This is a genomic window from Pigmentiphaga sp. GD03639, from assembly GCF_029845405.1.
GTDB lineage: Bacteria > Pseudomonadota > Gammaproteobacteria > Burkholderiales > Burkholderiaceae_B > Pigmentiphaga > Pigmentiphaga daeguensis.
Genome location: NZ_JAOCLR010000001.1, coordinates 324,340 through 346,270, shown reverse-complemented (window position 1 = coordinate 346,270; position 21,931 = coordinate 324,340). Strand labels below are relative to the sequence as shown.

At 67.0% G+C, this 21,931-nt stretch carries 21 protein-coding genes and 1 riboswitch; of the genes, 7 read left to right on the top strand and 14 right to left on the bottom strand.

Going from position 1 to position 21,931, the window contains the following annotated elements; translation table 11 throughout:
• Positions 1-11: 11 nt before the first annotated feature.
• The 12 genes from N5K27_RS01620 to N5K27_RS01565 form a co-directional block, all read right to left on the bottom strand.
• On the bottom strand, positions 12-1,037 hold the full coding sequence (locus N5K27_RS01620; protein ID WP_087839332.1) for a tetratricopeptide repeat protein: 1,026 nt from the start codon (positions 1,035-1,037) through the stop codon (positions 12-14).
• A gap of 1 nt (position 1,038) precedes the next feature.
• A complete protein-coding gene (locus tag N5K27_RS01615) occupies positions 1,039-2,007 on the bottom strand; it encodes a type II secretion system F family protein (RefSeq protein ID WP_087839331.1) in 969 nt (322 codons plus the stop codon).
• Between the two features lie 4 nt (positions 2,008-2,011).
• Positions 2,012-2,950 carry a type II secretion system F family protein gene (locus N5K27_RS01610; RefSeq protein ID WP_165963197.1) on the bottom strand — a complete coding sequence of 313 codons (939 nt, stop codon included), beginning with the start codon at positions 2,948-2,950 and terminating at the stop codon, positions 2,012-2,014.
• Entirely contained in the window at positions 2,950-4,299 is a 1,350-nt protein-coding gene (locus N5K27_RS01605) for a CpaF family protein (protein WP_132979979.1), read from the bottom strand. Before N5K27_RS01605 ends, N5K27_RS01610 begins: the two co-directional genes overlap by 1 nt.
• A 49-nt stretch (positions 4,300-4,348) precedes the next feature.
• Positions 4,349-5,632 carry a MinD/ParA family protein gene (locus N5K27_RS01600; protein WP_132979978.1) on the bottom strand — a complete coding sequence of 428 codons (1,284 nt, stop codon included), beginning with the start codon at positions 5,630-5,632 and terminating at the stop codon, positions 4,349-4,351.
• Positions 5,633-5,665: 33 nt separating this feature from the next.
• Entirely contained in the window at positions 5,666-6,985 is a 1,320-nt protein-coding gene (locus tag N5K27_RS01595; protein WP_279814104.1) for a type II and III secretion system protein family protein, read from the bottom strand.
• Positions 6,986-6,999: 14 nt separating this feature from the next.
• Positions 7,000-7,962: a Flp pilus assembly protein CpaB gene (gene cpaB / locus N5K27_RS01590; RefSeq protein ID WP_087839326.1), complete on the bottom strand. Its 963-nt coding sequence runs from the start codon at positions 7,960-7,962 to the stop codon at positions 7,000-7,002.
• A gap of 48 nt (positions 7,963-8,010) precedes the next feature.
• The gene (locus N5K27_RS01585; protein WP_087839325.1) at positions 8,011-8,541 is read right to left on the bottom strand and encodes a TadE/TadG family type IV pilus assembly protein; all 531 of its coding nucleotides are present in this window, start codon (positions 8,539-8,541) and stop codon (positions 8,011-8,013) included.
• Positions 8,538-9,173, bottom strand: coding sequence for a TadE/TadG family type IV pilus assembly protein (locus tag N5K27_RS01580; protein ID WP_087839324.1), 636 nt, complete (start codon positions 9,171-9,173; stop codon positions 8,538-8,540). The genes N5K27_RS01585 and N5K27_RS01580 overlap by 4 nt, the downstream gene beginning before the upstream one ends.
• Before the next feature lie 22 nt (positions 9,174-9,195).
• Complete coding sequence (locus tag N5K27_RS01575; protein WP_279814098.1) at positions 9,196-9,741, bottom strand: prepilin peptidase; 546 nt, start codon at positions 9,739-9,741, stop codon at positions 9,196-9,198.
• A 49-nt stretch (positions 9,742-9,790) separates the two neighbouring features.
• A complete protein-coding gene (locus N5K27_RS01570; protein ID WP_279814095.1) occupies positions 9,791-9,979 on the bottom strand; it encodes a Flp family type IVb pilin in 189 nt (62 codons plus the stop codon).
• Positions 9,980-10,115: 136 nt separating this feature from the next.
• Positions 10,116-10,871 carry an MHYT domain-containing protein gene (locus N5K27_RS01565; protein WP_279814093.1) on the bottom strand — a complete coding sequence of 252 codons (756 nt, stop codon included), beginning with the start codon at positions 10,869-10,871 and terminating at the stop codon, positions 10,116-10,118.
• A gap of 531 nt (positions 10,872-11,402) precedes the next feature.
• On the opposite strand from N5K27_RS01565, the gene N5K27_RS01560 reads away from it, so the two are divergent.
• The 3 genes from N5K27_RS01560 (at position 11,403) to N5K27_RS01550 (ending at position 16,041) form a co-directional block, all read left to right on the top strand.
• Positions 11,403-12,959 carry a ShlB/FhaC/HecB family hemolysin secretion/activation protein gene (locus N5K27_RS01560; protein WP_243724552.1) on the top strand — a complete coding sequence of 519 codons (1,557 nt, stop codon included), beginning with the start codon at positions 11,403-11,405 and terminating at the stop codon, positions 12,957-12,959.
• A 278-nt stretch (positions 12,960-13,237) separates the two neighbouring features.
• Entirely contained in the window at positions 13,238-15,430 is a 2,193-nt protein-coding gene (locus tag N5K27_RS01555) for a collagen-like triple helix repeat-containing protein (protein WP_279814087.1), read from the top strand.
• 32 nt (positions 15,431-15,462) lie between these two features.
• Positions 15,463-16,041, top strand: coding sequence for a MarR family transcriptional regulator (locus N5K27_RS01550; RefSeq protein WP_279814084.1), 579 nt, complete (start codon positions 15,463-15,465; stop codon positions 16,039-16,041).
• Between the two features lie 213 nt (positions 16,042-16,254).
• Here N5K27_RS01550 and N5K27_RS01545 read toward each other — a convergent pair whose 3' ends face one another.
• A complete protein-coding gene (locus N5K27_RS01545) occupies positions 16,255-17,493 on the bottom strand; it encodes an MFS transporter (protein WP_279814081.1) in 1,239 nt (412 codons plus the stop codon).
• 109 nt (positions 17,494-17,602) lie between these two features.
• A riboswitch (FMN riboswitch) is annotated at positions 17,603-17,753 on the top strand.
• Positions 17,754-17,862: 109 nt separating this feature from the next.
• On the opposite strand from N5K27_RS01545, the gene ribB reads away from it, so the two are divergent.
• Together ribB and N5K27_RS01535 are read left to right on the top strand one after the other, a co-directional pair.
• Positions 17,863-18,528: a 3,4-dihydroxy-2-butanone-4-phosphate synthase gene (gene ribB / locus N5K27_RS01540; RefSeq protein ID WP_087839315.1), complete on the top strand. Its 666-nt coding sequence runs from the start codon at positions 17,863-17,865 to the stop codon at positions 18,526-18,528.
• A gap of 15 nt (positions 18,529-18,543) precedes the next feature.
• Positions 18,544-19,401, top strand: coding sequence for a Sir2 family NAD-dependent protein deacetylase (locus tag N5K27_RS01535; RefSeq protein ID WP_279814076.1), 858 nt, complete (start codon positions 18,544-18,546; stop codon positions 19,399-19,401).
• Between the two features lie 3 nt (positions 19,402-19,404).
• On the opposite strand, the gene N5K27_RS01530 is transcribed toward N5K27_RS01535, so the two are convergent.
• Entirely contained in the window at positions 19,405-20,070 is a 666-nt protein-coding gene (locus tag N5K27_RS01530) for an FCD domain-containing protein (RefSeq protein WP_279814072.1), read from the bottom strand.
• 85 nt (positions 20,071-20,155) lie between these two features.
• Here N5K27_RS01530 and N5K27_RS01525 point away from each other — a divergent pair, with 85 nt between their 5' ends.
• The gene (locus tag N5K27_RS01525; RefSeq protein WP_132979971.1) at positions 20,156-21,034 is read left to right on the top strand and encodes a fumarylacetoacetate hydrolase family protein; all 879 of its coding nucleotides are present in this window, start codon (positions 20,156-20,158) and stop codon (positions 21,032-21,034) included.
• Positions 21,031-21,906, top strand: a complete 876-nt coding sequence (locus N5K27_RS01520; protein ID WP_165963193.1) for a polysaccharide deacetylase family protein — start codon at positions 21,031-21,033, stop codon at positions 21,904-21,906. The genes N5K27_RS01525 and N5K27_RS01520 overlap by 4 nt, the downstream gene beginning before the upstream one ends.
• The last annotated feature ends 25 nt before the right edge of the window (positions 21,907-21,931 follow it).

Genomic DNA, 21,931 nt, shown 5'->3' with positions numbered 1-21,931 from the left:
GCATGCCGGCATCAGGGGGTGGTCGAGTTGAACCGGTCCAGCATGGACTGCATGGGAGCGCGCACCGGCTGCAGGATGGGCGCGGAAACCGGCCGCACCGGGGGCTCGCGCACGGGCTCCATGGATGCGGACTCCTGCGCTGCGGCCCTGACCACGGCCGCTCCGCGTGCCGCCGGCGCCTGCTCGGGCGGAGGAGCCATGGGTACGCGGGACATTTCGGGTGCCAGGGACGAGACCGGGAACGGACTGGCCACCGGCGCCGCGGCCGGGACGGGATCCGCCTTCACGACCGCGGCCGGACGGGATGTCCGGGAAGCGCCGCGCGCGATATCGTCGGCCAGCTTGCGCACCGCCACGCGCGCATCGGGCGACAGGCCCGCCTTGTCCATGACGGTCCCTGCCCGCCCGGCGTCACCCGATACCAGCAGCAGCAAGGCCAGGTTGGCGAGAATCCTGGAGTTTTCCGGCGCGAGTTCGGCGGCCTGTGCCAGGGGCAGTCTGGCAGCGGACGTTTCGCCATTGCGCAGCAAGGCGTAGCCAAGGTCGCTGACGATCAGCGCATTGGTGGGATCGAGGCGCGCCGCCTCGCGCAGCGACACCACCGCGGCCGGATAATCGCCGCGCGCGCCCGCCAGCAGCCCCAGCCCCTGTGCGGCCGCCGCGCCGACTTCCGTCTTGAGCAGGCGGCGATAGACCACGGCGCTTTCCTCGGACTGCCCGGCCTCACGCAGCGCATGGGCACGCAGCAGTTCCACGTCGGGTGCCGCGCCATGACGCTGCTCGAACGCATCGATGTGGGCCAGCGACGCGAAATAGAGCCCCTTGCCTTGCATCTCCCGGATCAGCGAGAGATACATGCCGCGACTGTCCGCCGTCGGCTCGTCGTTCGCGACCTGCTGGCGCATCATGGCCTCGTCGTTGAACTTGGGCGCCGATACGCCGTAGCCCGAGGGCGCGGTGGAGCTGCATCCCGCCGCCAGCAGCAAGACCCCGAACAACCCGGCCATGCGCGCCGGGCAATGAATCGACCCGGTCATCTCAGCCTCCCATCCTCGCCAGGCCGCGGAAGACAGCCAGGAATCCCGCACCGCCCGTGACGATGATGAGCGCGGGCAACAAGGTCAGCACCATGACGCCCGTCATCTTGACCGTCAGCTTGCCGACGCGCTCCTTCAACTCCATCCGCCGCTGTTCGCGCACGCGTTCGGAAAACTGCTTGAGGGGTTCCTGGACCGCTCCGCCATGCCGGTCGACCTGCACGATCAGGCGCGCCACCGCCGCCAGGTCTTCGTTGCCGAAACCGGTGGCCAGCCGTTGCAGCGACTGTTCGCGCGACAGCCCGCGGGCATGCTGGTTGACGGCGATCTCCAGTTCCGCGGCCAGCACGGGCAGCACCGTGCGGAACTCGGTCACGATCACATGCAAGCTCTGGTCGATGGACAGGCCCACGCCTTGCAGCAGGCGCAGCAGGTCGATCAACAGCGGCAGTTCTTCCTTGGCCTTGCGGGTACGCGAGGCCGCCACCTGGCGCAGCGCCCACTTCGGCACCATGTAGCCCAGGGCGAACCCCAGGAACAGGGACAGCATCGTTCCGAGCGCGCCGCCACCGCCGAACATCCAGGCCAGGAGCGGCACGACGACAGCCAGCACGACCCGCGCGAAGATGAACAGGGAACGCGCGCGCGCCGGATCGCCAAAGCCGCATCGGTCGATCAGTTGCCGATCCTCGGCCTCGAGCAGATAGTTGCCCAGCTTGCCTCGTTCCCACTTCTCGCCCAGTTGCGCGGCGCCATCGAACATCGCGCTCACGCGTCCGCGCCGGACTGGCGACGCCACGCTGGCAAGGGCGTCGTCCAGCACGGGATTGGTCCGCGCAGTGATGGCGCTGTCCACCACCTGCCGGCTTCGGGTCTGCCGCGAGCCGCGGACCAGGATCGCCACACCCACTAGCAGCGCGGCGGCGGCGAACAGGACCAGGGAGACGGCGGTCAACAATTGTGTAGACATAGCTTCAAACCGATTTGGCCATGCGGTACAGCCAGAAAGAGCCGACCAGTTGCAAAGCGAAGGCGCCCACCAGCATCTTCTGGCCGACCGGGTCGGTCCACATGCCCACGAACATGGCGTTGTTGAAGATGACGATGAACCCCGCGACGAATACCGGCAGCAGCGCCAGGATCCATGCCGACAGCCTGACTTCGGCCGACAGCGCATGCAGTTCCTCGCGCGCCTGCTGCAGGTCGCGCATGAAGGCCGCCATGCGTTCGAGCACCACGTCGCTGCGACCGCCGAAACGCAATGCGACGCCGATGACCGCCGCGACCAGCTCCAGTTCATAGAAGCGATAGAGCCGCGCGGCATGCACCAGCGAAGCATCCAGCTCCATGCCTGCCCGGTTCAATTGGTTGGCGCGTTCCAGCACTTCGAACAATGGCGCATCGACCGACGAAACCGCCGTCTGGAAAGCCGATCCCAGGCTGTTGCCGATGGTGATGAGCCGCACCAGCGCGTCGATGAATCCCGGCAATTGACGCACCATCTTCCGCCGGCGCTTGTCGGCCTGCCACCACAGCTGGAACAGGACGGCCAGCACCACCAGGGCCAACGTCACCACGGCGGCAAGACCGCCGCCGAACAACAGCGCCACGATGGGCAATGCCACCAGCGCCACGAGCCACGGGCCGTAGAAAGCCGGACCGGGCTCGATGCCGGCGCGCAGCAACATGTTCTGGAACCGCCCGCGCACGCCCCGGGGGCGCACCGGCGGATACAGTTGCTGGGCCGTGGCGACGACCGCGCGCGTAGGGTCGAAGGAGCGATTGAGCTGTTCCTCGACGAAGGCGCTGGTCGCCTGCCGGCGACCCCGCTCGCTCGCGCTCTGCCACAGCCACAACCCTGCCGCCACCAGCAGCAGCGCGATGCACAACACCGAAAGAAGCTGGGCGGACATCATCGTCCCCTGGACCAGAAACCGCCCCCGCCCCCCTGGGGCGGTTCGGGCGCCATGGTCACCCGCAACTGGTCGCGGTACTTGGCCAGCTTGGGCGTGTGCGGATGGATGCCGAGCGACACCCAGCGATCCTTCTCTTCGCCGTCGGGACCGACGAAACTCTCGTGGCGGTAGAGTTCCTGCGTGGAAATCACGTTATCGCCCATGCCCGTGACTTCCGAGATCGACACGATGCGCCGTCGTCCGTTGGACAGGCGGGCGATCTGCACGATGAAGTCCAGCGCGCTGGCGATCTGCCGGCGCAGGCTGTCCTCGCTGCCCTGGAAACCCGCGAATCCCGCCAGCATCTCCATCCGGTACAGGCATTCGCGCGGGGAGTTCGCGTGTATGGTCGCCATCGACCCTTCGTGGCCGGTATTCATGGCCTGCAGCATGTCCATGACCTCGGGCCCCCGGACTTCGCCGACGACCACGCGGTCCGGCCGCATCCGCAGGCTGTTGCGTATCAGGTCGCGGATGGTGATCTGGCCCGCGCCGTCGAAGCCGCCCTGGCGGGCTTCCAGCCTGACCACGTGGGGATGGTTCAGCGACAGCTCCGCGGTATCCTCGACCGTGACCACGCGCTCGGTCTCGGGCACGAAGAACGCCAGCGCATTGAGCAGCGAGGTCTTGCCTGAGCTGGTCCCGCCCGAGACCAGGATGTTGCAGCGTTCCCGCACCGCCAGGCTCAGCAGGCGGTGGATCTCTTCGTTGAAGGTACCCAGCGCCAGCAGGTCGGCGGGCTTGAGCGGATCCTGGCGGAACTTCCGGATGGACACCATGGGGCCATCCACCGCCAGCGGCTCGATGACCACGTTCAGGCGGCCCCCATCCGGCAGGCGCGCATCCACCATGGGGCTGGATTCGTCCAGCCGCCGGCCCAGCGGCGCGAGGATGCGGCGCACGATGCGCAGCAGGTGCGAGTTGTCGCTGAAACGCAGGACTTCCCGCTGCAACACGCCACGGCGCGACACGAACACGTTGTCGTAGCCGTTGATCAGGATGTCCTCGACCGCCGGATCCGCCAGCAGGTCTTCCAGCGGGCCGAGCCCGGCCAGTTCTTTCGTCAACGAGGCCGCCACCTGCCGGAGCTCGGATTCGTTGATGGGGACCCGCCGCAGCCGTACGAAACTGTCGACCTCCAGGTCGACGAACTGCTGGATCGCGGTCCGGGACCAGCGGCCGAACTCCGCGCCCAGTTCCTCGATACGCGACAGCAGATGCTCGTGCGCCGCGGCCTTGACGTCCTGGAAGCGCTGGGTGTTGGCAAACGCCGGACTATCGTCGGCAAACTCGATCGATGCCGTCATGATCACACTCTCCGCCGCGTATACGCGCGCTTCAAACCGGAATCTTTCTTCATCGCGTCACCAAGTGCTTGTGCAGGTTGGGCAGCCACCGCGACAGCCATTTGGTGCCCGGCGGCAAGGCCTGGTCATAGGCCCCGAGCGAATCCACCAGGCCCTGCACGGCCCGCACGTAGGGATCGCGATCCGCCACCTCGTGCAGCAGCCGGCCCTGGTTGGTGCTGTTCATCAACGCCAGCGCGCGGTCGGGCAGCGTGCCCAGCAGCTGTACGTCGAACCGCTGGGCGATCTGCTTGGCGGTCATGCCGTAGCGCTCGTCGTAGCGGTTCACCACCAGCCGCATCCTGGCGCGATCCACGTCGCGTCCGTCCAGGTCGCGCAGGACGTCGGCCAGCGACACCAGGGCTCCCACCGACTGGTCCGTCACGATCCAGGCCTGGTCGGCGGCTCGCACCATGCCGGCCACGAAATCCGGGTTGGAAAATCCGCCCACGTCAGCCACCAGCAGGCCGAAGTGCTGACGCAGCCGGTCCAGGAGTCCCAGCGAATCCGCGTGCGACACGGTGCGCATCTCTGCCAGGTCGCGCGGCAGCGAGATCACGGCCACGCCGCTGGCGCTGCGCGTGAGTGCGGTGTTGACCAGGGTTTCGTCGAAGCGGCGCAGGTTGCGTACCGCCTCGGCGAAATGAAAGCTGCCTGAAACGTTCAGGTAGAGCTGGCCGTCGGCGACGGGCAGGCCCAGGTCCAGCAGTGCCGCGGGCCCACGCAAGCTGCTGGCCGGCCGCCCTTCCGCGGCCTGCCCGGCTTCGCCGTGCAGTTGCGCCATCGTGGTCAGGTGCGCCGCCAGCGTGGTCGTGCCCAGCCCGGCGCGCACACCCAGCAGCACGACCATCTGGCCACGACCGGGCACGCTGCTGCCCGCATGAGACTGGAGCACGCGCCGGACGACGTCGCGCACCTCGGCCTCGTCGGCCGGGTCGATGAAATCGCGCACGCCCGCCCGCAGGGCAGCCACGGCCCCCTGCGGCCGCATCATGCTGCCGACCGCAACGACCGGCAGCGCGGGCGCCACGCGCGCCAGCGTCCGCGCCAGGTCGCTGGCGTGCAGCAGCTTGCCCGGTTCGCTGTCGTCGGCGCCGAAATCCAGCAACACCATCTGCGGCCCGAGTTCGGCCAGGCGCGCCGACAGCCTATCGGGAACCACGTCCTCCTGAACGACCACGCCATCGTGCCTCAGCACCGCGGCCAGCCGCTGTGCCGACAAGCTGTCGCCGGTGAAGAACAGGAAACGGCGAGTGTCCAGCAAGCTCGCCAACTCCTTGCTCGGGGCGTTCATATACGACTCCTACAGATACCTGGCACCAAGCGACTACTTCGAGAAACCAGGCAACTCATCATTGCTCGCGACACCCAGCAGAAAATGGCCCCAGGCATTGGCCGCCGAGTCACGCTTCTCGTTCGCGCCGGGCATGGGCGGCTTGACGCCCTTGGCCAGGGGCTTGACCAGATGCGGCGTCACGACGATCAGCAGTTCCTTTTCCTTCTGCGAATACTTCATGTTCCGGAAGAAAGTGCCGATGATGGGCAGGTCGCCCAGGAACGGCAGCTTGTCCAGGTTCGAGGTGGTGGAACGCGACACCAGTCCGCCGATCACGAAGCTTTCGCCGTCGCCGAGCTCGACCGTGGTGTCGGCCCGGCGGGTGATGATGGCCGGGATCTGGATGTTGTTCAGGGTGATGCCGTTGGTCCAGTCCAGATCGCTGGCCTCGGGCGCCACCTTCAGCGCGATCCGATCCTTGGCCAGCACCGTGGGGGTGAGCGTCAGGCCGATACCGAACGGCTTGTACATGACCGTGGTGGTGCCCAGGCCCCCGGCCTGCGGCACGGGCAGTTCGCCTCCCGCCAGGAACTTGGCGCTCTGGCCGGACAGCGCGACCAGCGTGGGTTCGGCCAGCACGCGCGCCAGGCCGTTGGTTTCCAGCAGCCGCAGATTGGTGTCGAGCAGGAAATTGCCTCGAGTCAGCCCCAGGGTCAGGTCGAAAGCCTTGCCGGTGGGCGCCAGGTCGCTGGCCAGGCCGAAACTGAAGCTGCCGCGCCGGTTGGAGGCGGAAAAGTTGAAGCCGGCCTCTTTCAATACCTGCTTGCTGAATTCCACGACCTTCACTTCCACCTGGACCACGCCACCGGTCTCGATGGTGGAAGCATCGAATACGTTTTCACCGCCCACGGCATCGTTGGCCGCCGCAACGGTGCGGCGATGCGACAGCATCGACGGCGACTGTCCGCTCAGCACGGCAGCATCTCCGTAGACCTGGGCCTTGGCACCGTCGCCTTCGCCCAGCAGCGTGGCGAGATCGCCCGTCACGCGGACGAGATAGGCCTGGGGCGCCGCCGAGCCGCGCTGCCAGACCGACACCATGGTGGTGCCGGGCTTCTTGCCCACGACCAGTACCCCGCCCTTGCGGCCGCCGCTGCCCTTCTGGATCACGACGTCGGCCACGTCGGGATCGACCACCGACACCCGCTCCAGGTTGCCGGGAATGTTCAGTTGATATTGATCGCGCACCGCCACCGAGATCTGGCGCGGACCGCTCTCGTCGGCAGCGCGCGCCGGCACGGCGAAGGACAGCGTCAATGCCATGGCCAGGGGCGCCAGACGCCGCACGAAAGCCTGTTTGCTGATTTTCATTGAGGTTCTACCCGTTAAAACCCGACGACTTCACGCTTGGTGCCGCGCACCACTTCCACCGTATTGCTCTCGACCTTGGGCGCGGGGGCGGGTGGCCGCGGGCGGTATTGCACAACCGGCGCCGGCCGCTTCGTCGCCCCACCCGACAGGCCCGTCAGTTCCAGGCCGGCATACGCCTGGTTGTCGGCCAGCTCGAGCGCCTCGCGCTGCTCCTTGGTCAGGCCGCTCTTGCCGGCCAGCACCGGAGGCGGCTCGGGAAACAGGCTCGCGTCGGGCGCGGTGGCATCGGTGGGATTGCGCAGCACCAGTTGCAGCTTGCCGTTCTGCGTTGCCAGCAGCAGGCGGTTCACATCGGCGGTGGGCACCGCAAGCACCGCGGTGCGTGCCGGTGGAGGCGGATTGTTCGCGCGCACCATCGTCGCGCCGTCGTCCGATGGCGCATCGCCCGCGGCCGACGCGCTGCCATAGGTCAGCACCCGCAAGCGCGACAACAGCAGCCTGGCCTGGGTCCGCGAGACATCCTGCCCCTGGCGGAGCGTGAAGAACACGTCCACGAAATCGCCCGGCGAAACACGGTTGCCCGTGCCGACGACCTCGTCGACCGGCACCGCCACCGCGCGTTCGCCGTCGTTCAGCAGCAGCGTCAGGCCCTTGACCAGGATGCTGTCGGTCACGGGCGTGCCGGGACCGATGTCGAACTTGGGAATCTTGCCCGACAGATCGCTGGTCGCGCGGTAGGCGCCGGCCGGATCGATAGGCAACTCCACGACCTTGAGCGCGCCCGTGTCGATGGGCACCCCGCCCGGCAGCAGCTTGTCCGCCACGACCACCGGAATCCGCTTTTCGGACAGCGGCGTGGGGGCAGCAGCCGGCTTGGCTACCGGTGCCGGCTTGGTGGCCAACACGAAGGCATAGCCCCCCAGCAGCACGGCCAACAACACCAGCATGGCCGCGACGATCTTGGTTACGTTGTTCATCTGCTTGTCGCCTCGATACTCGAAAAAAACCTCACGCGTCGGCCCCGGTCACGAGCCCGACGTATTCCTTCCCAATTGCACGGTTGCCGCGGCCGACAGATGCTGCGGGATCCAGGCCGTGTTCTCGCCGAACAGCGACTGCAGCCAATTGCCCAGCGGCAGCAGTTCCGGTATGAGCGGATATTTCCGGTAGTCGACATAGGTCACGACCAGCGACGCGCAGCGCAGCCCCGCGGCGTAGGTACATGCCTGCGAGGGCTTGAGCTCGCAGGACACGGGCGCCAGCCCCATCGCCGCGCGGCGCCGCGTCAGCCAATCGACCGACTGCGCCACGGCCCCGCAGGCCTCGGCCTGCAGCGACGCCCCTTCCGGCAATCCCGCCAGCCTCGACTGCAGGGCCACGCGCGCCCCTTCTTCGGCCGCGCGCGACAGCGATTGCTGGGCGACGAAGATGCAGCCATAGCTGATGATCCCGAACAGGACCACCAGGAACAGCACGCATACCAGCGAAAACTCCAGCGCGGCGATGCCTCGCTGCGACCGGGTCGTCCGGACGGATTCGAACAGGGCGCATTTCATGCACCACCTCCGGACGAACCCAGTTGCAAGGCGCCGGGATCCAGCGCCACCCTGGCCGTTGCGCTCAGTACCTCGGGAATGACGAGAAAGGTGCCCGGCAGCGACGGCACGAGGGGGTTCGCGCTATAGGCATAGCTCACGTTCAGCGTCGCGAAGCACATTTCTTCCTGCCTGTAGCCGCAGGCCACCGATGATCCGGCGGCGGGCGTCCCCAGCGTCGCGGAGCACGACGATGCCGTGTCGATGGTGCCGTCCGCCTTCAGGCAAGGCCCCTTGATCGAGGCGGTGCACGTCGGCGTGACCGCCCCGCCCCCAATCTCGCCCAGCCATGCCGCGCGCAGCTTCGCCACTTCGCAGCCATGCTCCAGACGCCCCTGCATCTGCGCCATGAAACCGGCGCCCGCCGTGGCAGGCATGTAGTACCGCAGGCTGGCGCGCGCGCCCTCCTCGACCGCCAGCGTCAGCGACTGCTGGGTCGTGAAGATCAGGCCGAAGCTCAGCACGCCGTAGAAGACCAGGAAGAAAATGGGGAAGATCAAGGCGAATTCGGTCGCATAGGCACCCCGCTGCGAGGCGGCGCCATGCCGTCGAACCTTCTTCGCCACCGTGCTCATGTCAGCGCGTTCCACCATTGCTTCGATTTCCGCCCAGTTTCTATGCCGCATGAACGGCCCATATCGCGCCCAGCGCGAGATACGCTGCATAGGGAATGCCAACGCGTCCAGCCCGGACACCCGACACCCACGACGCCATCCGCTGCACCGCGACAGGACTGCATATCCTTTCCTGCACGCCGGCCAACTGCAGGACCGCCCAGTTGCCCAGCGGATGATTCCGGTGAACCACCGAAACCAGGGCATGGATGCCCGCCATTCCGCTGCCCAGCAACCAGGCAACGAGCAAAGGCGTCGGCTCCAGCCAGAAACCCAGTACCGCAAAGAACTTCACATCCCCGGCGCCCATGGCCTTGAACACATAGAGCGGCACGAGAAAGACCAGCGCCAGCAGCACGCCCATGCCGGCATTCGCCCACTGGGCGGTAAAACCCTCCGGCGCCGTTGCGCCCAGGGCCAGCCACCCCAGTTTGGCCAGCAATCCCGCCAGGACCAGCCAGTTGAAAACCCGGCGGAAAAGCAGGTCGCTGCCGATTACCAAGGCACAAAAAAAGAAAAACGCGAGGGTTTGGCTGCTATTAATCATGGTTACTGGCCCGGACCGGATCGGTCCGGGATTTTTTAGCTCGACAACATCAGTGACCGTCACTCCCGCCCTCGGTGGTCGGCAGTTGCGCGACCACCTTTCCAAACATTTCCTTGAGCCCTGTACCGAGGTTGGTCAGCACACCGATGATCACCACGGCAATCAATCCCGCGATCAGGCCATATTCAATGGCGGTCGCGCCATCGTCTTCCTTCAGGAACTTCATCACTTGATTCATTCTAATCTCCATCTCTGAAAAAAAAGGAAACATTTACATCGGCATTAACAGCCGATTCATTCATGACTGCATTCTTATATTTTCGATGACACCTCCCCTGAGAAAATGCCAGAAAAGCGAATATCTCCATGGCCGGTTATTTGCGATTTTCCGGGCGTTGGCGCGAGTAAATGACGTGGTCGACCCGGTGCGCGGCATTGGACCGCACCTCTTCGGAACTGCGGTGCAGCTCGATGCGCATGACGACCAGCGTCACGACGGAAATCAGGAATACCGCATAGGGCAGCACGCTGCCGTCCAGCTGCCAGCCGGCGAAGGTGCGCGGGGTGGAACAGATGATGGTGCCGGCGGCCACGCCCGTGTAATGCATGCCGCAGACCGCCATGGCCATGACCATCGCGGCGATGACGCGCTGCAGCTCGCTGGTCAGGTTGAAGGCCAGCCAGATGGCCGCGGTCGCGGCGGCCATGGCGATCGCCACGGAGAGCAGCACCAAGCCGATGTTCCAGTCGAAGAAGGCGTCCATGCGCATGGAGCCCATGCCGATGTAATGCATGCCGGCCACACCGAATCCCCCCAGCATGCCGGCCGTCAGGCAGCGGTCCAGAGAAAACCGCGCGCTGCCCACGTACCAGAGCGCGGCGCCGGCAAACACCACGGCGACGAGCAGGCTGAGCAGGTTGAGCCAGAGTCCGTACGCCACGCCCAGCGGAATAACCTGGGCGAGCATGCCGATGAAATGCATGCTCCATATACCCACTCCGCCGAGGGCTATGCCGGCCACGATGACATACCCTACGTGCACGCCGCCATCCAGCGTTCGGATACGGCTGGCAGCCAATAACGCCACGTACGCGCCCAATGCCGAAATCACAAAGGACAGCGCGACCAAGCTAGCGTCAAAACGTAGAGAGAGAATATCCCCAGGCTGCATAGATTCTCTTTATGTAACGCTCGGTTACGCACACCCTACAGGCATCGTTCCGAGCTTGTCAATATCTGCTTTCCCAAGAATCCCTATTAATCGGATGAAGGCAAGCGCCAGGAAATCGCTAATCTTTCCCGGCATCTTCGTTAATGGCCAGATAATCGCAAGCTTGCGATTATTTATTCCGATCGAAAGACGTCCGATTAAAAGAGTTTTAGTATCTGCCGGTAACGTCCTACAAACGTCCCACTATGAAAAACACCGTCCTACCCTTGTTGAACGCACCCTAAGGGGGTATTCATATGGCACACTTCGCGCGATGACGATCGTTTACGCATATTTGCTTCATATTCCCCAATGACCTCGTTTTCATCGGGAAAACCCGAACTCCGCACACTTAATCTGGCCTTGCTGGCCGCGGTTGCCATATATCCGTTAGCGGCACCGGCTGCCGATAGCCCCCTTCGGGGAAACCCGGCGGAATCGCTGCCTCCGGTGTCGGTCCCGGCTCCGGCGCCGGCCCCGTCGGTATCCGTTCCGGCGCCCGCGCAGAACGAGGCCATCCAGGCCTTGCTGGCGCACAGGCTGGTGCCCAGGCAGTTCGACGTATCCGGCGTCACGGCGGTCGACTTCCAGAAGGTGGTCGACCTGCTGGAGCCGCTGGCGGGCAAGGAGATCACCGTCGCCGAGCTGATCCAGCGTACCGATGCCATCACCCAGCTCTATCGCGACGCCGGGTACGCGCTGTCCTTCGCCTTGATCCAGTCGCAGGACTTCCGCGACGGGCTGGTCAAGGTGACCGTGGTCGAAGGCTATGTGGGCAGCACCCGCATCGAGGGCGACGCCGGCAACGCCGCGGCCAAGATCCGCGACTACGCCGCGCGCATCGAGGCCGAGCGGCCCCTGACGCGAGCGACGCTCGAGCGCTACCTGAACCTGATGACCACGGTGGCCGGCGCCACGGTCAAGCCGGAACTCTCGCTTCCCAAGCGCGCCGACGGCTCCACGGAACTGGTCGTGAACGTCGGCTACAAGGCGTTCCGGCTGGACACCGGCATCGGCAACCTGGGTACCGGCGTCCACGCCATGCTGACCGCGACGGCCAACAGCCTGACGCCGCTGGCCGAACAGATCCAGGTCACCACGGCGGTGCCGCGCGGCAGCGATCACCTGGAGTACTACGCGGCCAATGTCGCCGTGCCGGTGGGCAGCGACGGCATGACCGTACGCGCGGAGGCCTACAGCTACGCAGCCAACCCCGAGAACGACAGCCTGAACGCGCAGAACATCGACCGCCGGGTCCGCAACCAGCGGGCCGGGCTCAGCGTGAGCTATCCCTTCCTGCTGGCCAATCGGGAATCGCTGACAGGAACGGCGGGCTTCTACGCCTCGCGCAACAACGACACGTACAGCAGCCGCATCACCGGCAACCAGGTCACGCTCAGCAACCACCTGCGCGTGCTGCGCGCCGAGCTGGCCTACGCCCAGGCCAGCGATACGCAATCGCGGCGCATCACGGCCGGGATCTACAAAGGCGTGGACGGACTGGGCGCCGAGCAAAGCGCCAACAGCAGCTATGACCTGGGCTTCACTCGCTATACGCTGGCGGCCAACCAGAACTTCACGCTGCCTCATCAGTTCGGAATCTCGCTGGCCGCGCTGGGCCAGTACAGTTCCGACTCGCTGCCCACGTCCGAACAGCTCACGTTCGGCGGACAGCGCTTCGGGCGCGGCTATCCCGCGGGCGAACTGGGCGGGGACAAGGGCTACGGCGCCTCGATCGAGCTGAACCGGCGCTTCGCGGTGGGCCTGCCCTACCTGCAGAGCGTCACGCCCTACGTGCTGGCCGACTATGCCCACGTCAGCCTGAACAACAAGAACTTCACGCTGGCCACGGACACGCTGACGTCGCTGGCCCTGGGCCTGCGGGTCACCGACCAGCGCCACTACGCGTTCGACGTGAACCTGGCCAAGCCCGTCGGCGACAAGCCGGTCAACAGCGGCAACCGGCCGCTGCGACTGAACGCCAACTACTCGCTGCGGTTCGACTGACCCGCGCTCGTCTTCGTTACGTAACAGGGGGTTCCCTGCTACGTAACGAACCCCCGCCTCCCCCGTCTTTTCGCCCCGCTTCCCAGGGAATTTCGGCCCATCGTCTCAGCCGCACGAATTCCCTGAGTTTTCGATTTATCCCCTGTTTGCAAGGTTTTCCGGGTGTTCCGAGGCGATCGCCCCGCTTCTCCGTCCGCTTGCGGTTGCACATTGGCACAGCTTTTGCTCGATAGGCGCAGCAGGCAGTGTCGCCGCTTCAGCGATAAAGGGGAATAACCATGCATAAAGAACAAACGAAGCCGGGCCCTCGCGTCCTGGTAGCCGCCTTGGTACTCGCACTCTCGACATTGGCCGGTTGCTCCGGATCCGGTGCGATCACCTCCGGATTGGGAGGAGGTTCCGACCCCACCAATCCCAACAACCCCAACAATCCGGGTGATCCGAACAACCCCAACAATCCCAACAACCCCGGCAACCCCGGTGACCCGGGTAATCCGGGCAATCCGGGCAACCCCGGCAATCCTGGCAACCCGGGTGATCCCGGCAACCCCGGAGATCCTGGCAATCCTGGCGGCACGCCCGTCACGGGCGTCCTGGCGCCCACGCTGGGCAATGTCGGCCAGGCGGTCGACAACGTGGTCGACACTGGACTGGCCGGCACGCTGCACAACGTCGGCACCAAGCTCGACGGCGTGGTCGCCCCCGTAGGCAACACGGTGACGGGCCTGACGCAACAAGTGGGAGCCGCGACCGGCCTGGGCGCCCCCGTGGACAACCTGCTGACCTCGGTAGGCGGCTCGGTGAAGGACCTGGGCCAATCGCTGGACGACACCGGCCTGCCCGTCAAGCTGGGCCTGGGCGGCGTGGTCGCGGGCCTGGGCGACACGGTCGCCAGCGCCGGTGGCCTGGTGAACGCAACCGAAGGCAATCCCAACCCCCTGGGCAATGTGCTCAACAACCTGAGCGGCACGGTCTCCACCCTGACCGGCACGCTGGCCTCCGACGATGGCCTGCTGAGCCCGGTCTCGCAATTGCTCAACGGCCTGGGCGAAGGTGGCACCGTTCAGAACCCCGTGCTGCAGCCGGCCCTGACCAACACGGGCAGCGCCGTGGACAACCTGGTGGACCTGAAGCTGGGCCAGACGCTGGGCCAAGTAGGCGCCGGCCTGGATCCGGCGGTCAGCCCCATCGTCGGCACCGCCACGCAGCTCACGCAACAGGTCGGCGACAAGACCGGCCTGGGCGCGCCGGTGAATGATCTTCTCGTCTCCGTGGGCGGCGCCGTCTCCAACCTGGGTGAGAGCCTGGGTGGCAAGCTTCCGGTTGCCGGCACCGGCGTGAGCGGCCTGGTATCCGGGCTGGGAGCGACGGTCGCCAGCGCCGGCGGCGTGGTGCATGCTTCCGATGCCAACAAGAACCCCGTCGGCAACGTGCTGGCCAACCTGACCGGATCGGTGGACAGCCTGACCGCCGGCCTGGGCCTGAGCATCGAAGGCGGACTGGTCGACAAGGCCGGCAGCGCCACGTCGCCCTCGGCCGCCGGCGCCGACGGCGGCCTGCTCTCACCCGTCACCGGCCTGCTCGGCGGCGTCGCGGGCGGCGAAGGCGGTGTGCTGGCTCCGGTCACCAACCTGCTGAACGGCGCCACCGGCGGCGAAGGTGGCGTGCTGGCTCCGGTCACCGGTCTGCTCGGCGGCGTCACCGGCGGCGAAGGCGGCGTGCTGGCCCCGGTCACCAACCTGCTGAACGGCGCCACTGGCGGCGAAGGCGGCGTGCTGGCTCCGGTCACCAACCTGCTTGGCGGCCTGACCGGCGGCACGGGCGGCGAAGGCGGCGGACTGCTGCAACCCATCCTGTCCGGCAATCTCGAAGGCCTGCTGGGCGGCAGCAACGGACTCCTCGCCCCGATCACCAGCGGCCTGCTGGGCGGCATCGGCAGCGACGCCAAGCCGATCCTCCATCCCTCGCTGGCCAATACGGGAAGCGCGGTCGACAACCTCGTGCCGCTCAACGCCAAGGAAACCCTGGGCAATGTCGGCACGGCTCTGGACCCGGTCGTCACTCCGGTCGCGAACCTGGTGTCCGGCACGACGCAGACGGTGGGCGCGGCCACCGGCCTGGGCGAACCGGTCAACGGCCTCCTGACCTCGCTGGGCAGCAGCCTGAGCGGCGTCGGCACCAACCTCGGCGGCAACGTGCCTGCCGTCGGCACCGGCCTGGGCGGCCTGGTGAACGGCCTGGGACAGACCGTCTCCAGCGTGGGAGGCCTGGTGCATGCCACGCCCGAGAACACCAACCCCGTGGGCAACGTCCTGACCAACCTGACCGGCGCCGTCAACAGCCTGACCGCGGGTGTCGGACAAGGCACCGGCCTGGGTGGCGGCACGGGAGGTGGCGAAGGCAACGGTGGCCTGCTGAACCCGGTCACCGGATTGCTGGGCGGGCTGCTGGGCGGCTTGGGCAAGCATTGAAAGGAGAGGCCATGCTTCACTGGGAGAACGTAATGAGTTCCTCGAGCCATTCGGTCCACGGATCGATACCCCGGGAACCCGAGGAAACGGACAGCGACAGCCAGGAGATGCTCAACAGCATCGTCACGATGCTCGGCCGCCGCCTGACGGTCTACACCTCGCTATACCAGACAGCATTGGCCGAACGACTGGGGCTGGGCATGGTCGACGTGAAGGCGCTCGAACTCGTCATCGAGTTCGAGCCCATCACGACCGGCCAGCTGGCCTGCCTGGCAGGCATCAGCTCGGGCGGGACGACGGCGGTGATCGACCGACTGGAAGCCACCGGCTTCGTGGTCCGCGACAAGCAGCCGTTGGACCGGCGCATCGTCGTCATTCGGCCGGTGCGCGAGAAGTGCGCGGAGATCGAACGCCATATGCGCGCGGTGGCCGAGGACGTCGCGCACATCGGCGCCCGCTACGAGCGCGATCAGTTGTCCGCCGTCCATGGCTTTCTGGCGCAATGCGTGCATGCGCTCAAGACCGAGGCCCTGGGCATGCTGGGAGAAGGCGGCAACGCCCCGAACCTGGAAGGACGCCGCCATCCCGGGGACGACAAGCGGCGCAACTGATTTGCCCTCCTGACCGACATCTCCATCTGCCCGCGCAAGCGGGCATTTTTTTGCCGCCGGGCCGCCCCAAGGCAAAAAGCGCCCCCCCGGGGGGCAGCGCCGCCGCATAGCGGCAAGCGTGGGGGCATTTTTTGCCGCCGGGCCGCCCCAAGGCAAAAAAGCGCCCCCTCGGGGGGCAGCGCCGCCGCATAGCGGCATTTTCTACCGCGAGGCTCAGCCGGCCTTGCGCCCGCGGACGAACCATCCCAGCGACGCCATCTGCAATACCCCCAGTGCGGCGAACGCCACCGCGAACGCCGCGCCCCGCCCCAGGCCGACCTGCGTCAATCCGTCGACGACCACGCCTATGCCCCACTGGATCACGAAGGCGCCGACGAACACGAACATGTTGTAGAGCGTCACCAGCCGCCCCGCCGCCTCGCGGGGAAACTGCGTGGACAGATAGGGCTGCATCAGCATGATGGGCGCAACGCCCGCCGCCATCACCAGCCAGAGCAGCCAGGCCAGCGACCCGCCGGCGAAGGCCAGTAGGAAGATCACGACGAAACAGCACAGATAGCCCGCCAGCGCGATGTTCAGCAGGCCGAAGCGCCGCTGCAGCGGCGGACTGGCGAAACCCATGACGACGTAGCCCAGCGTCATCACCAGCATCATGACCAGCAGCATCGAGGCGCTGCCGGCGGGGCTCATGCCCAGGACGTCCGTCATCCATGGTCCGGCCCACAGCGTCTGCAGGGCGATGATGCCGCCCTGCCCGATGGCCGACAGCGGCATCACGCGCAGGATCTCGGGGTGCCTGAGCAGCCCCCACAGCGAGACCTGCGCCGCGCCCGGACGACCGGTCCCCAGCACGCTCACGTCATGATCAGGCACCACGCGCCACAGCAGGACCGCGACCACCGCCAGCGACAGGCCTGACAACAGATGAACGCTGCGCCAGCCGAAATGCCCGGCCAGCGTGGCCGCGGGCGACGTGAAGAACACCGCGCCGCCGGTGCCGGCGACCAGCAGCCACAAGCCCAGTTGCGCCTGCCGCTCCACCGGATAGCAGCGCCGGAAATACGAGAACGGCGCCATCAGGCTGGCCGCCACGCCGGCGCCGATGAGAATGCGGCCCGCCGAGGTGACCGCGAAGCTGCCTGCCCAGACCATGACGAAGGAACCCAGGGCGGCGATGGCCAGCAGGCAGGCCTCGACCCGCCGAGCACCGTAGCGGTCCAGCCAGACGCCCAGCGGCGCCTGCATGGCCGCCAGGGAAACGAAGAACGCCGACGACAGCCAGCCGAGCTGCGATTTGCTGAGCGACAGGTCCTGCGTGATGAACGGCGCCAGCGCGGCATTGACCGAGCGCAGGCCGTAGGAAAAGAAATAGGCGGCGGCGAAACAGGCAAAGATCAACAGGGACTGCCGTCCGCCGATCTGGGGCGGCCGCATATCGTTATCGTTGGGCATGGGCAAAGACAGGTCTCCTCGAACGGCAAGAATACCCGAGGCGCCGTGAGGGCGTTCGCCAAGGCCCGGCGGCACATCTGCTACGATAGCCCTGCCGCCTGTCTGGGCGGTGCGTCTTCAGGGCGGGGTGGAAATCCCCACCGGCGGTAGGGTGTCCTCGCACACCGAGCCCGCGAGCGCTTGCCGGCCCTCCGGCAAGGTCAGCAGATCCGGTCCCATGCCGGAGCCGACGGTCATAGTCCGGATGAAAGAAGACGGGAACACGCGCCGCGTCCCGGCCTGCGTCCGCGCAGCCATGGGCGGCGCGCCTCCTACGGCGCCCACCAGCGCCATGCCCTGAACGCTTCCTGTTTCCTACGGAGCGTTTTCATGCAGTCCCTGCAACAGTACTTCGAAGCCACCACCGCCGAACAACGGCTGCTCGCGGCCCTGGCCGCGCTGAAACTCGGCCAGCCTGTCGTGCTGCTGGACGACGAGGATCGCGAGAACGAGGCGGACCTCATCATCGCCGCCGAATCCATCACCGAACCCATCATGGCGCGCATGATCCGCGATTGCAGCGGCATCGTCTGCCTGTGCCTGACGCCCGAGAGCGTGGATGCGCTCGGGCTGCCGCAGATGACCTCCCGCAACCGCAGCCGCAACGGCACCGCGTTCACGGTCAGCATCGAGGCCCGCGAGGGCGTCAGCACGGGCGTCTCCGCGGCGGACCGGATCACCACGGTGCGCGCCGCGCTGACCGGCGATCCGGCGGCCCTGGTCAGCCCCGGCCACATGTTCCCGCTGCGCGCCGATCCGCGCGGCGTGCTGGGCCGCCGCGGCCACACCGAGGGATCGGTGGACCTGGCTGCGCTGGCCGGCCTCGCCCCCGCCGCGCTGCTGTGCGAACTGATGCACGAGGACGGCAGCATGATGCGCGGCGACGCGGCGCTGGCCTATGCCCGCGAACACGGCTGGCCGCTGCTGACGATCGAGGACATCGTGACGTGGCGTTCGCGCGCCGACCTGCCGGCCGAGGAAGCCATCGCGGCCTGAGGGGGACACGGCCCCATGCCATTCCCCATCCGCCAGCCTGATATCGAACAGGCCGCCCGGCTCATCGACGAGGCCGACTGCCTCGTCATCGCCGCCGGCGCGGGCATGGGCATCGACTCGGGCCTGCCCGACTTCCGCGGCCAGCACGGCTTCTGGCGGGCCTACCCGGCCCTGGGGCGCCACGGCCTCGATTTCACCAGCATCGCCTCGCCGCGGGCCTTCAGGCGGGATCCGCGGCTTGCCTGGGGTTTCTATGGCCACAGGCTGGCGCTGTACCGCACCACCGCGCCGCACGCGGGCTTCGCGCTGCTGCGCGACTGGGCCCGCGAACTGCCCCGGGGCTGCGTGGTCTTCACCAGCAACGTCGACGGCCAGTTCCAGCGCGCCGGATTCGACGACGGCGACATCACCGAATGCCACGGCTCGCTGCATTTCCTGCAATGCCTGGTCCCCTGCTGCGAAGCCATCTGGCCGGCTACCGATTTCATCCCGGACGTCGACGAGGAACATTGTCTGCTGCGCGGCGAACCGCCCGCCTGTCCGCGCTGCGGCGGCTGCGCCCGCCCTAACGTGCTGATGTTCGGCGACGCGGACTGGATCGATGACCGTGCCCAGGCCCAGGCCCGCCGCCTGGAGGCGCGGCTGCGGCTGTCGTCGCGGCCGGTGGTGGTGGAGATAGGCGCCGGGCAGGCCGTCCCCACCGTGCGCCACTTCAGCCAGCAACTGGCCTTCGACAGGCGGGCGCCGGTCATCCGCATCAATCCCCGCGAACCGGAAGTCCCCGGGCTGCCCCAGGCCGTCGGCCTGCCGCTGAATGCGCTGGAAGCGCTGCGCGCCATCGACGCGGCCCGCGAGGGCCGTGCCGAAGGCTAGGCCCTAACCCTGCTGGCCCGACAACGCGGCCGTCCGCTCGTAGTGCCGGGCCAGCAACTCCTTGGCCGCTTCCAGGTTCCCCGCCATCACGGCCTCGAAGATGGCCCGGTGCTCGTCCAGTTCGTTGCGCCGCTTGTAGGCCTTGCGCGCCGCCAATTGCCGATAGCGGTAGGCGCGGTCGTAGAGCTGCTCGCAGAATCCCATCAGCGTGGGCGACCCGCACGCGGACAACAGGGCGAAGTGGAACGCGCGATGCTGCCGTTCCCACACCGGGTTTTCTTCATAGCTGTCCTCGTCCACCGAGCGCGGCGTGCGCGACAGGCGGTGGAAGGCGAGCAGCAGCGCTTCCTCCCATTGCGGACTGCGCCGGGCCAGCCCCTGCTCGAGCGCCAGCGACTCCAGCGCCACACGGTTGCGCAGGATGTCCTCCAGTTCGTCGGCCGATACCGATGCGGCCGCGAATCCACGCTGGTCGTTGTGCACGGCCAGGCCCTCGGCGACGAGGCGGCTGAGCGCCTCGCGCAACGGGCTCGCGCCTATGGCGTAGTGCTGCCGCAGTCGATGCATCGGCAGCTTCTGCCCGGGGGGCCACAGACCGTCGAGCAGATCGGCGCGCAGGCGTTCGTAGATCTGCACGGTCATGCTGGGAGCGATATCGGCATCTAACATGCGGGGGTTTTCCTCAGGTTACCGACATTATTTTAGCTCGATAGAATTTTGTCGATATTTTTCTCCATACGGAGTTTTATCGACAATGGCTCATCCTTTTGTTTCCTTCACACTCCCAGGCCAGGACACCGTCCGCATCGGCGTGGTCGCGGACGGCAGCGTCGCCGAAATCGCCGATTCCGGCCATCCGTTCAAGCCCGGAGGCGCGCTGGCGGCGCTGGCCTCGCAAGGCCCGCAAGCCATGCGGGCAGCCGCCGACTGCGCCCTGGCGGGCGCCAAACGCGTCCCGCTGGCCGAGGTCCGCCTGCTGCCCCCCGTACCCCAGCCCGGCAAGATCATCTGCCTGGGCCTGAACTACGCGGACCACGCCGCCGAAGGCGGCAACGCCAAGCCCTCGTATCCGAGCTTCTTCATGCGCGGCGCCACCTCGCTCATCGCCCACGGCGCGCCGCTGCTGCGCCCACGGGTATCGGACAAGCTGGACTTCGAGGCGGAACTGGCGGTGGTGATCGGCAAGCGGGCGCGGCACCTGACGCCGGACGACGCCCTGTCGGCCGTCGCCGGATACGCATGCTTCAACGATGCGACCCTGCGCGACTACCAGCGCCGTACCGCGCAATGGACCATAGGCAAGAACTTCGACGGCACGGGCGCCTTCGGACCGTGGCTGGTCCCGGCCGACGCCCTGCCCCCCGGCGCATCGGGCCTGAAGATCGAATCGCGCCTGAACGGCCGCGTCATGCAAAGCGACAACACCTCGAACATGCTGTTCCCGGTGGCCGAGACCCTGTGCCTGCTGACCGAGGCGCTGACGCTGGAGCCCGGCGACGTCATCGCGATGGGCACGCCCGCCGGCGTAGGGTATGCGCGCAAGCCACCGGTATGGATGCAACCCGGCGACCGCATCGAGATCGAGATCGAAGGCCTGGGCACCCTGGCCAATACCGTGAAGGACGAAGCATGACCGACATCGCAGCAAGCGCAGCCACCCCGCGCATTACCCGACTGCCCGACGATTTCCGCTGGCCGGGCGGCAAGCGCATCGCCGTGATCTTCAACATCGCGTTCGAGGCCTGGTCGGATGGCCAGGCGCCGGGCATCGGCCCCATGGGCAACGTGCTCAAGCCGGGCTACTTCGACACCAATGCGCACTCGTGGGCATCGTTCGGCGTCAACCGCGGCATCCACCGCCTGATCGGCATCGCCGAAAAGCACGGCATCAAGACCAGCGTGATGGTCAACGGCGTCATCTGCGAACGCGACCCCGACACCGTGCGCCGCATCGCCGAGCTCGGCCACGAGATCGTCAATCACTCGTGGGGCATGGACGTGATTCCGGTCTACCTGGACGAGGCCGCCGAACGCGCGAACCTGCGCCGCAACCACGACCTGCTGGCCGGCACCTCCGGCACGGCCCCCACCGGCTGGATCAGCCCGCGCGGCACGGGCAGCCTCATCAGTTCGCGGCTGCTGGCCGAGGCCGGCTATCTGCACCACGGCGACATGAACGACGACGACCGGCCCTACGTCATGGACTTCGGGCAGCACCGCATCGTCGCCATCCCACTCACCATGGACGTCAATGACCTGCCCACCTGCATCCGCTACGGCCAGGGGCCGCGGCACATGCTCGAGACCTTCGAGGACTGCTTTGCCGCCTTCCGGGAACGCGAGACCGCGCCCCTGATGCTGGACGTCACGGCCCACACGCACGTCATGGGCCGTCCCTCGGGAGCCTGGGTCTACGACGAGATCATGGGCCGCGTGGCCAAGGCCGATGACGTCTGGATCGGCACGCGACAGGAGATGGCCCGGTACGTCCTCGACACGATCTGAACAGCGCACCGCGCACGGAGGAGAC

What these genes read in the sequence shown, in the direction of transcription:
- N5K27_RS01520 (WP_165963193.1), top strand. Translation starts at nt 21,031, where the DNA reads ATGACCGACATCGCAGCAAGCGCAGCCACCCCGCGCATTACCCGACTG.
- N5K27_RS01595 (WP_279814104.1), bottom strand. Translation starts at nt 6,985, where the DNA reads ATGAAAATCAGCAAACAGGCTTTCGTGCGGCGTCTGGCGCCCCTGGCC.
- N5K27_RS01600 (WP_132979978.1), bottom strand. Translation starts at nt 5,632, where the DNA reads ATGAACGCCCCGAGCAAGGAGTTGGCGAGCTTGCTGGACACTCGCCGT.
- N5K27_RS01585 (WP_087839325.1), bottom strand. Translation starts at nt 8,541, where the DNA reads ATGAAATGCGCCCTGTTCGAATCCGTCCGGACGACCCGGTCGCAGCGA.
- N5K27_RS01610 (WP_165963197.1), bottom strand. Translation starts at nt 2,950, where the DNA reads ATGTCCGCCCAGCTTCTTTCGGTGTTGTGCATCGCGCTGCTGCTGGTG.
- N5K27_RS01580 (WP_087839324.1), bottom strand. Translation starts at nt 9,173, where the DNA reads ATGGTGGAACGCGCTGACATGAGCACGGTGGCGAAGAAGGTTCGACGG.
- N5K27_RS01570 (WP_279814095.1), bottom strand. Translation starts at nt 9,979, where the DNA reads ATGAATCAAGTGATGAAGTTCCTGAAGGAAGACGATGGCGCGACCGCC.
- N5K27_RS01605 (WP_132979979.1), bottom strand. Translation starts at nt 4,299, where the DNA reads ATGACGGCATCGATCGAGTTTGCCGACGATAGTCCGGCGTTTGCCAAC.
- N5K27_RS01545 (WP_279814081.1), bottom strand. Translation starts at nt 17,493, where the DNA reads ATGCCCAACGATAACGATATGCGGCCGCCCCAGATCGGCGGACGGCAG.
- N5K27_RS01530 (WP_279814072.1), bottom strand. Translation starts at nt 20,070, where the DNA reads ATGTTAGATGCCGATATCGCTCCCAGCATGACCGTGCAGATCTACGAA.
- N5K27_RS01550 (WP_279814084.1), top strand. Translation starts at nt 15,463, where the DNA reads ATGAGTTCCTCGAGCCATTCGGTCCACGGATCGATACCCCGGGAACCC.
- N5K27_RS01535 (WP_279814076.1), top strand. Translation starts at nt 18,544, where the DNA reads ATGCCATTCCCCATCCGCCAGCCTGATATCGAACAGGCCGCCCGGCTC.
- N5K27_RS01620 (WP_087839332.1), bottom strand. Translation starts at nt 1,037, where the DNA reads ATGACCGGGTCGATTCATTGCCCGGCGCGCATGGCCGGGTTGTTCGGG.
- cpaB (WP_087839326.1), bottom strand. Translation starts at nt 7,962, where the DNA reads ATGAACAACGTAACCAAGATCGTCGCGGCCATGCTGGTGTTGTTGGCC.
- N5K27_RS01575 (WP_279814098.1), bottom strand. Translation starts at nt 9,741, where the DNA reads ATGATTAATAGCAGCCAAACCCTCGCGTTTTTCTTTTTTTGTGCCTTG.
- ribB (WP_087839315.1), top strand. Translation starts at nt 17,863, where the DNA reads ATGCAGTCCCTGCAACAGTACTTCGAAGCCACCACCGCCGAACAACGG.
- N5K27_RS01615 (WP_087839331.1), bottom strand. Translation starts at nt 2,007, where the DNA reads ATGTCTACACAATTGTTGACCGCCGTCTCCCTGGTCCTGTTCGCCGCC.
- N5K27_RS01525 (WP_132979971.1), top strand. Translation starts at nt 20,156, where the DNA reads ATGGCTCATCCTTTTGTTTCCTTCACACTCCCAGGCCAGGACACCGTC.
- N5K27_RS01555 (WP_279814087.1), top strand. Translation starts at nt 13,238, where the DNA reads ATGCATAAAGAACAAACGAAGCCGGGCCCTCGCGTCCTGGTAGCCGCC.